This window comes from Microbacterium sp. 70-16 (genome assembly GCF_001898315.1).
Lineage (GTDB): Bacteria > Actinomycetota > Actinomycetes > Actinomycetales > Microbacteriaceae > Microbacterium.
Genome location: NZ_MKTQ01000011.1, coordinates 122817 through 130572 on the forward strand (window position 1 = coordinate 122817; position 7756 = coordinate 130572).

Below are 7756 nucleotides of genomic sequence, written 5' to 3' on the forward strand. Positions count from 1 at the left end.
TCTGCCGATAAGATCGTGATTCATGGCGGAGCTCTACTCGTGGCCGGAAATCCTCACGGCCCTTCTCGACCGGCGCGATCTGAGTGTGTCAGAGTCCACGTGGGCGATGCGGCAGGTGATGTCGGGTGAGGCGACGCCGTCGCAGCTCGGCGCGTTCCTGGTCGCGCTGCGCGCCAAGGGCGAGACGGTCGATGAGATCGTCGGCTTCCGCGACGCGATCCTCGAGGCCGCGCTGCCGCTTCCCGTGCCGGCCGCGGTGCTCGACATCGTCGGTACGGGCGGTGATCGCTACGGCACCGTCAACATCTCGACGATGTCGGCGATCGTGGCCGCTGCGACCGGTGTGCCCGTCGTCAAGCACGGCAACAAGGCCGCCAGTTCGGCATCCGGATCGTCGGATGTCCTCGGCGCGCTCGGCATCGACCTGACGCTGTCGCCCGAGCGTGTCGCGGAGGTGCTGGCCGAAGTCGGCATCACGTTCGCCTTCGCGTCGGCGTTCCACCCCGGCTTCCGGCACGCGGGGCCGACCCGCAAGGAGCTCGGCGTGCCGACCGTCTTCAACTACCTCGGGCCGCTGTGCAACCCGGCTCGCGCCGAAGCCAACGCGGTCGGCGTCGCGCACGCCGACCGGGTGCCGCTCATCACGGGCGTCTTCCGCACGCGCGGTGCGACGGCGCTCGTGTTCCGCGGCGACGACGGCCTGGACGAGCTCACCACGACCGGCCACAGCCGCCTGTGGGAGATCAGTCGGGGTGACGTGCACGAGCACGACCTCGACCCGCGCGACCTGGGCATCCCGCTAGCCGACATCGACGACCTTCTCGGCGGCGACGCCGCGCACAACGCCGGGGTCGTCCACCGCGTGCTCGACGGCCAGCGGGGAGCGGTGCGCGACATCGTGCTGCTGAACGCGGCTGCGGGCATCGTGTCGTACGAGCTGTTCCAGGATGCCGCGCAGGTGCAGCACCCCATCGTGGAGCGCCTCGCGGCGGCACGAGATCGCGCGGCGGCGGCGATCGACAGCGGTGCGGCGGCGGGCGTGCTCGCACGGTGGGTCGAGACGACCTCGTCCTCTGTGGCCTGACCACATCGACAGTTCGGATTTGATCCGGCCCGAATCTCTGGTGGTCGTCGGCGCGCTGACGATACGTTGAGGGCAACACCCCGGCATCCCCAGAGAGGAACGCCCCCATGTCAGAACAAGCGGCCGCCACGGCCGACACCCTCGAGCCGCCGCAGAAGAAGGTCGGCTTCGTCAAGGTCGCCGGCATCCTCGGCATCCTCGGCGGCATCGCCCTGATCGTCGTCGGCCTCGTCGTCTGGATCATGGTCTCGAGCCAGCTCCGCGCCGAGAACATCACCATCCCGGATGACGCGATGGCCTTCCAGGGTCAGACGGTCGCCGGCCCCTTCACGGCCTACGTGCAGGCCGACATCATCCAGCACCACGCTCTCGAGGCGTCCGGTGGCAAGACCTACGCCGAGCTGCCGCAGGATGACCCGGTGCGCGCCACGATGATGAACGCGTCGTTCCTGCGGGCATCGCTGTTCACCTCGGTCGTGTCGTTCGGTGTCGCGGCCTTCGCGATGGGCATCGGCGTCCTGTCGATCCTGTTCGGTGCGGCGCTGTCGCGCCTGGCATCCGTGCCCGTCGTCGTGCGTCGATCGGCCGTCACCAGCGGCTGATCCGGCTGGCCGGCTTGGTTCGCTGGCCCGGCTTGGTCGGCTGGCCCGGCTTGGTCGGTCTGCCCGGCTTGAGAAGGCCCGTGCTTCGTGAATCGGAGCGCGGGCCTTCTCTGCGTGGGGGATCCGTCGTAGCGTCGGCGGCATGGACCCGATCGCGGCGCTCACCGAGATCGCGACGCTGCTCGAGCGGGAGCGCGCGTCGCGCTACCGGTCGAAGGCGTTCCGCGCGGCTGCGGCCACCGTCGCGGGCCTGTCGGCTGCCGAGCTGGCCGACGCGGCGTCGCTACGCCGCCGCCCCCGGATCGGTGACACGTCCTTCGCCGTGATCCAGGAGGCCCTCGCGGGGCGCGTGCCGCAGTACCTGGCCGAGCTGCGGGCACGCTACGCGCCGGCCGCATCGACGCTGCGCACGCGGCTGCGGGGCGACCTGCACTGCCACTCGGACTGGTCGGACGGCACGACGCCGATCGACGCGATGGTCGACGCCGCCCGCGCGCTGGGGCACGAGTACCTCGCCCTCACCGACCACTCGCCGCGCCTGCGCGTCGCGCGCGGGCTGTCTCCGGAGCGGCTGCGGGCGCAGCTGGAGGTCGTCGCGGGTTTCGACGGCGCGGACGCCGGGTTCACGCTGCTCAGCGGGATCGAGGTCGACATCCTCGACGACGGGGCGCTCGATCAGGAACCCGAGCTGCTGGACGAGCTCGACGTCGTCGTCGCATCGGCGCACTCGAAGCTGCGGATGGACGCGCGACCCATGACGCGCCGGCTCGTCGCCGCGGCATCCGACCCTCACGTCGACGTGCTGGGCCACGTGACCGGACGGCTGATCGCGGGGGAGCGCGGGCTGCGGCCGCCCTCGCAGTTCGACGCGCGCGCCGTGTTCGAGGCGTGCGCCGCACACGGCGTCGCGGTCGAGATCAACTCGCGGCCCGAGCGTGAAGACCCGCCCGACGACCTGATCGCGCTCGCGCTCGAGGTGGGATGCCTGTTCTCGATCGACTCGGACGCGCACGCTCCTGGCCAGCTCGGCCTGCTCGACGAGGGCGCCGCGCGCGCGGAGCGCGCCGGGGTGCCCGCCGAGCGCATCGTGACGACCTGGCCGCTGCCGCGCTTGCGCGAGTGGTTGCACCGCGCGCGGTGAGAGGGGGTGGCTGGGCCGCGCCGTAGGGGTTTGTGGTCGCGTGTGGTCGCTTGCGCGGGGGTGAGGCGACCTGAGGCGACCCCAAACATGGGGTGGGGCGGGTGTGGTGGCGCTGGGGACCACTTGGCGCGCGCCGAGTTGGTCCGCAGTGCCACCCGGGTGGATGTGATGGCGCGAATGCGCCCCTGGTATCCGTCGAGGGGCGCATTCGCGCCGAGCTTTTGTGCCCCCGCGCAACAGGTGGCGTGCGGGACCACCTCGGGGTGCTTGAGATGGTCGGGGGCGCCACCCGGATGGCGCGGGCGGGAAGTGGGTGGCGCGCCGGACTACCTCGAGGTGCCTGAGCTGGTCGGGGGCGCCACCGGGATGGGGCGCGCCGCGGCCCCGCTGCGAGCAGTGGGGGTCAGGCGCGGGCCGAGATCGCGGCGGCGGCGCGGTCGAGGGACGAGCCGAGGCCCCAGTCCTGGGCGACGCGGGCGAGGGCGGCGGCATCCGGGGTGGTGAGGCGCGCGTCGGCGTCGGGCAGGTCGAGCGTGCGCACGACCTCGACGACGGTCGGGGCGACGGCGAGGTAGTCGGCGGCGGCCAGTAGCTTGGCGCGCACGCCGGCGGTCATGCCGGTGCCGGCTTCGGCGGCGGCGAGGATGCCGGCGAGATCGCCGTGCGTCGCGAGCAGCGTGGCGGCGGTCTTCTCACCGACGCCCGCGACGCCGGGCAGACCGTCCGAGGCATCCCCGCGCATGACGGCGAAGTCGGCGTACTGCGTCGGCAGCACGGCGTACTTCGTGACGACGGCGGCGTCGTCGAGCACGTCGAGGTTGCTCATGCCGCGTCCCGTGTAGATGACACGGATGCCCCGGGCATCGTCGACGAGCTGGAACAGGTCGCGGTCGCCGGTCACCACGTCGACGGGCTGTGTCGCTTGCGTCGCGAAGCTCGCGATCACGTCGTCGGCCTCGTGTGCGGCGACGCCGACCACGGGAATGCCGAGCGCCGCGAGCTCGGCGCGGATGACCGGGATCTGGATCTCGAGCGGATCGGGCACCTCTTCGACATCGGGGCCCTGTTCGGTGACTTCGGCGACCCGGTGCGCCTTGTAGCTCGGGATCAGGTCGACGCGCCACTGCGGGCGCCAGTCGTCGTCCCAGCAGGCGATCAGGTGCGTCGGCTCGTAGGCGGTGACGAGCTTCGCGATCATGTCGAGGAGGCCCCGGGCCGCGTTGATCGGCCGACCGTCCGGAGCCTTCACCGTGTCGGGCACGCCGTAGAACGCGCGGAAGTAGAGGCTCGCGGTGTCGAGCAGCATGAGGCGATCGGTCACGGGCGGGAGTCTATGTCACGCGCCGCGTCAGCACGCGCCGCATCAGCATCCCGGGCCGGTCGGATTCTCGGTGCAGGTCTTCTCGACGAGTGCGGTGCGCACCTCGAGGATCTCGATCGCCATCGCTCCGGTCGGGATCTCGAGCAGGCCAGGCACAGGCACCCAGCCGCGCCCGAAGTCGACGGCGGCCGCGTAGCGGACGACGGCGGATGCCGTGTACGTGCCGCGCGCGGCATATGCGTGGCTCGTCGGCGTCGCGCTGAACTGCGGCAACCCCAGGGCCGCCCAGGTGCTGCCGCCGTTCGCCGCCTCGCGGGTCGTGCCGTCGCCGTGGCGGAACTGCACGGATGCCGGCGTGAACCGCACGGTCACGGGCAGGTCGAACAACTCACCGTTCTGCTCGTGGACCGCTGGCGCGACGACGAAGTTCACCGGCATGCCCACGACTCCGACGCCGTCCGGCTCGTCGATGAGGGGGAGGGATGCCGGGGCGAACGACGCCACATCCTCCAGCGTCGGCCGCAGGATCACCACCGCGTAGCAGCCGCGGTCGAGCAGCGAGTCGCTCGTGGCGCACGTCGAGCCGGTGTCGGCGACGGGCTCCGTGTCGGCGCGACCACGGTCGCTCGAACCGGTGCGCGGACCCGTATCCGTGCCGCCCGGCCGCGTCGCACCGACCTCAACTGACGATCCGGTGTTCTCGACCGTGGTGCACAGGCCAGCGATCTGCTGGTTCAACGAACAACTGGAGTCTGAGCCCAGCAGCGCGATCGATAGGACAAGTGCAGTCAACACTCTTGGTCTCCAACGTTGGACTGCACGATGAGGGGGGCTGGTGCAGCAAAAACCACTTCAATGATCAGCGACGCTCGGTTGGGGCGGTCTGCGGGGGTGACGTCCGTGCCAGCGCTGTCCACGACGCGTGCCTCTGTGTAGTCCATGCATGCGCCGATTGACGCGCTTTCGGCGCGCCACTCGATCCCTTGGATGCCGATCACGACTGCCGGGCCAACTAGTTGAAGCCCCGCGTCAGCAAGCTGCTGATCAACTTCGATGCTCTGTGTGAGGGCGTCGCCCGACAAGAAGGACTCAGGAGGGGGCACTGCGCTAGCGTCGGTTCGCGATCGGTTCAGGGCATCCACGTACGCCCGATAAGTGGCCTCCGCCGCCGCGAACGCCTCCTCCTCCGACGCGAAGCCCGTGGGCGTGGGCGTCGGCTCGGGATCGGGGGTGCAGGCGGTCACGAGCGCGAGGGTGAGCACGACGGCTCCCACCATCGCACCGCGCGCCGTCCGTCGAGCCATGGTGTCCACGCTAGCCATTGCGGCCGCCGCGCCGGGGAATTATCCACAGCCGCGTACGCTCGACGGCATGTCCTTCGGTTCCGCCGCGCAGCGCGCCCGCGCCCTGCCCGGCGACGCCGATTGCCCGTGCGGCGGCGGCCGCGGCGGCGCACGCTACGGCGAGTGCTGCGGTCCGTTTCTCGCGGGCGCACCTGCACCGACGCCGGAACAGCTCATGCGCTCGCGGTTCACGGCGTTCGCGCTCGGCGACGCGGCCTACCTGTCGGAGACGTGGCATCCGTCGACCGCGCCGGAACGGCTCGACCTCGACGCGGCGCTGCACTGGGAGCGACTGGAGATCGTCCGCGCAGAGGCCACCGCCACGCGGGGCACCGTCGAGTTCCGTGCGCTCTGGCGCCCGGGCGCGACTCGCGGCGTGCTGCACGAAGTGAGCCGCTTCCGGTTCGCGGCCGGCCGCTGGTACTACGTCGACGGCGAGGTCGAGCAGCTCGAGCAGTGACGCCGAGGTCGGCGCCACGCGGTCACAGCACACCGAGCCCCGCGATCCCGAGCACCGTGAGCGCCATCGGCAGATGACAGATCAGCGACGCCATCGCCACCAGGAACACCCCCAGCCGCTCTTCTGCGATCGCGTAGAACGCGAGCACAATGCCGCTGAGCGCGATCACCAGCGACGGCAGCAGCCACCCGATCGCGAACAGTCCGACGAGCAGGCCGCCGTCGGGATCCTGCAGCGCCGCGAGCCACCAGAAGCCCAGGATGCCGGCGCCGAAGGCCGCGAACCCGAGCGTGACGTACCCCCAGATCCACAGCCCGACGGGCGTGCGATGCCGCCCGCGGGGCGGGGCGGAGGAGCCACGGGGCAAAGCAGTGGGGGCCGGCTCGGCGAATGCAGGAGTGCTCATGCGCCCAGCCTGCGCGGCAGGCGATCCGCGTGGGCGGGGCATCCCTCGATCTGTGGACAGATCCGGAAAGTCGCCGATTGTGGAGGAGGCGATGAGCCCACCCGTGCCCGACCCCGGTCTGATACCATGAAATGTCACGCGTGTGGCTCTTTGTCATGCGCGCGCGACATCGCACGAACAATCCAACCGCTGCTGTCTCGGCATCCGCGCGCTTGCGCACGGTCCGGTCGCAGCCCGACACACCACCATCCAAGGACAACCCACTACATGACTACCGCAACGACCGCCCCGGCCACCAAGCAGGTCGCCATCAACGACATCGGATCTGCTGAGGACTTCCTGGCCGCGGTCGAAAAGACCCTCAAGTTCTTCAACGACGGTGACCTCATCGAGGGCACGGTTGTGAAGATCGACCGCGACGAGGTCCTCCTCGACGTCGGCTACAAGACCGAGGGCGTCATCCCCTCGCGCGAGCTCTCCATCAAGCACGACGTCGACCCGAACGAGGTCGTCCAGGTCGGTGACGAGGTCGAGGCCCTGGTTCTCCAGAAGGAGGACAAGGAAGGCCGTCTGATCCTGTCCAAGAAGCGCGCGCAGTACGAGCGTGCGTGGGGCGACGTGGAGAAGATCAAGGAGAACGACGGTGTCGTCACCGGCTCCGTGATCGAGGTCGTCAAGGGTGGCCTCATCGTCGACATCGGCCTCCGCGGCTTCCTGCCCGCGTCGCTCATCGAGCTGCGCCGCGTCCGCGACCTGACGCCGTACCTCGGCCAGGAGATCGAGGCGAAGATCCTCGAGCTCGACAAGAACCGCAACAACGTCGTGCTGTCGCGCCGCGCCCTGCTCGAGCAGACGCAGTCCGAGTCGCGCACCACGTTCCTCAACAACCTGCACAAGGGTCAGGTTCGCAAGGGTGTCGTCTCGTCGATCGTCAACTTCGGTGCGTTCGTCGACCTGGGCGGCGTGGACGGCCTCGTGCACGTCTCCGAGCTGTCCTGGAAGCACATCGAGCACGCCTCCGAGGTCGTCGAGGTGGGCCAGGAGGTCACCGTCGAGATCCTCGAGGTCGACCTCGACCGCGAGCGCGTCTCGCTGTCGCTGAAGGCGACGCAGGAGGACCCGTGGCAGGTCTTCGCCCGCACGCACGCGATCGGTCAGGTCGCGCCGGGCAAGGTCACCAAGCTCGTTCCGTTCGGTGCGTTCGTCCGCGTCGCCGACGGCATCGAGGGTCTCGTGCACATCTCCGAGCTGTCGGGCAAGCACGTCGAGCTCGCTGAGCAGGTCGTGTCGGTCGGCGAAGAGGTCTTCGTCAAGATCATCGACATCGACCTCGAGCGTCGCCGCATCTCGCTGTCGCTCAAGCAGGCCAACGAGTCGGTCGACCCCAACGGCACCGAGT

Annotated in this window: 9 protein-coding genes; 5 read left to right on the plus strand and 4 right to left on the minus strand. The window is 70.2% G+C overall.

The window, feature by feature from the left end; genetic code table 11:
- The first annotated feature begins 22 nt into the window (after positions 1 to 22).
- The 3 genes from trpD to BGO46_RS04760 all read left to right on the plus strand — a co-directional run bounded on the left by trpD (position 23) and on the right by BGO46_RS04760 (position 2827).
- Entirely contained in the window at positions 23 to 1084 is a 1062-nt protein-coding gene (gene trpD / locus BGO46_RS04750) for an anthranilate phosphoribosyltransferase (protein ID WP_292675737.1), read from the plus strand.
- A gap of 107 nt (positions 1085 to 1191) precedes the next feature.
- Positions 1192 to 1686 (plus strand): aromatic ring-opening dioxygenase LigA, encoded by a 495-nt coding sequence (locus BGO46_RS04755; protein ID WP_292675740.1) that lies wholly within the window; start codon positions 1192 to 1194, stop codon positions 1684 to 1686.
- A 142-nt stretch (positions 1687 to 1828) separates the two neighbouring features.
- A complete protein-coding gene (locus BGO46_RS04760; RefSeq protein ID WP_292675744.1) occupies positions 1829 to 2827 on the plus strand; it encodes a PHP domain-containing protein in 999 nt (332 codons plus the stop codon).
- A gap of 403 nt (positions 2828 to 3230) precedes the next feature.
- Here the strand turns inward: BGO46_RS04760 and BGO46_RS04765 are convergent, their stop codons facing one another.
- Genes BGO46_RS04765 through BGO46_RS04775 form a run of 3 tightly spaced genes read right to left on the minus strand, consistent with a single transcriptional unit; the run spans position 3231 to position 5452 of the window.
- Positions 3231 to 4148 (minus strand): 5'-3' exonuclease, encoded by a 918-nt coding sequence (locus tag BGO46_RS04765; RefSeq protein WP_292675747.1) that lies wholly within the window; start codon positions 4146 to 4148, stop codon positions 3231 to 3233.
- A gap of 42 nt (positions 4149 to 4190) precedes the next feature.
- Positions 4191 to 4940: a hypothetical protein gene (locus BGO46_RS04770; protein ID WP_299985406.1), complete on the minus strand. Its 750-nt coding sequence runs from the start codon at positions 4938 to 4940 to the stop codon at positions 4191 to 4193.
- A complete protein-coding gene (locus BGO46_RS04775; RefSeq protein WP_292675751.1) occupies positions 4937 to 5452 on the minus strand; it encodes a hypothetical protein in 516 nt (171 codons plus the stop codon). The genes BGO46_RS04770 and BGO46_RS04775 overlap by 4 nt, the downstream gene beginning before the upstream one ends.
- A gap of 67 nt (positions 5453 to 5519) precedes the next feature.
- On the opposite strand from BGO46_RS04775, the gene BGO46_RS04780 reads away from it, so the two are divergent.
- Positions 5520 to 5951 (plus strand): YchJ family metal-binding protein, encoded by a 432-nt coding sequence (locus tag BGO46_RS04780; RefSeq protein ID WP_292675753.1) that lies wholly within the window; start codon positions 5520 to 5522, stop codon positions 5949 to 5951.
- A 22-nt stretch (positions 5952 to 5973) separates the two neighbouring features.
- Here BGO46_RS04780 and BGO46_RS04785 read toward each other — a convergent pair whose 3' ends face one another.
- Positions 5974 to 6357, minus strand: a complete 384-nt coding sequence (locus BGO46_RS04785; protein ID WP_292675755.1) for a hypothetical protein — start codon at positions 6355 to 6357, stop codon at positions 5974 to 5976.
- Positions 6358 to 6624: 267 nt separating this feature from the next.
- On the opposite strand from BGO46_RS04785, the gene rpsA reads away from it, so the two are divergent.
- Positions 6625 to 7756: 30S ribosomal protein S1 (gene rpsA / locus BGO46_RS04790; protein ID WP_299985412.1), on the plus strand; the 1132-nt coding region annotated here is incomplete at its 3' end.